This is a genomic window from Flavobacterium bomense, assembly GCF_003970355.1.
This window is the reverse complement of sequence record NZ_RYDJ01000300.1, coordinates 1-1,006: the sequence shown is the minus strand read 5'-3', so window position 1 is coordinate 1,006 and position 1,006 is coordinate 1. Positions and strand designations below refer to the sequence as shown.

Here is a 1,006-nt window from a genome sequence, read left to right as displayed (position 1 = left end):
TTCAAAAGCAACTGGGATTGAAACGTTACGAACCGGTTTGGTCGATGGTTCATAAGTTGCGAAAAGCAATGGGCAATAGAGATGCACGTTATACTCTAGAAGGAATGATTGAATTTGATGAAGGATATTTTACAATTGAGTCTTCTGAAATAGAACAAGAAAAAGGAATTCGTGGTCGTGGTGCTGTTGGAAAATCTAACGTTGCAATTATGGCAGAGTCAACAGTTTTAGAAGATATTGAAACGGGAGAAAAATCAAATCATTGCAGATATTTTAAAGCAAAGGTCTTGACAGATCATACATCGGAACAGATAAACCAAACCATTCAGGAATCTATTTCTGAAAAAAGTATTTTGTTTACAGACAAAAGCACATCCTATATAGATATTGCAGATTATGTAGAGATTCATATTACGGAAAAATCGAATAAAGAAACAACAACAGAAACTTTAAGGTGGGTACATATTGCAATTAGTAATGCGAAAAGGAATTTCTTAGGAAATTTCCACAAAATTAAAGGGAAATATCTCCAATTATACCTAAACGAGTTTGTTTACAAGCTAAATAGAAGGTATTTTGAAGAAAAATTATTCGATAGGCTAGTAATAGCAAGCATTACAGGGTTATGACTAAAAACGGACAATCAAATAACTTTTTGATAAGAATTAAGTTCAGTGCTTGAGTTTCTTTCTTTTTGAAAATAATTCAATCTAAATTTATTTTTTAATTTTCTAAACTCGGTATTCTAAAATCTGCAATCTAAAATCCAAAATGTAATTTCAAAACTGTATATTTGCCTTTATTTTAATTTTAGAATGGAATCAGAAAAAGAAAAAGAAGTCAGAGAGTTTTATGAACGATTAAAAGCAGAGTTGGATTTGAGTTCAACTTGGCCGTCAATATATTTGTATAAATTTATTGTGCCTTCTGAAAAGGAAAATGTTCTTCGTGTGCAAGAAGCTTTTGATTGTATGGGAGCAGTAATAAAAACTACAAAATCCAAAAC

General features: G+C 31.0%; 2 protein-coding genes. Both read left to right on the top strand.

What is annotated here, in order from left to right; all coding sequences use genetic code 11:
- Nucleotides 1-629 (top strand): IS1595 family transposase (locus EKL98_RS17465; RefSeq protein WP_126563278.1); only part of this gene is annotated, 629 nt, incomplete at its 5' end.
- Between the two features lie 186 nt (nt 630-815).
- Nucleotides 816-1,006: DUF493 domain-containing protein (locus EKL98_RS17460; protein ID WP_126563277.1), on the top strand; the 191-nt coding region annotated here is incomplete at its 3' end.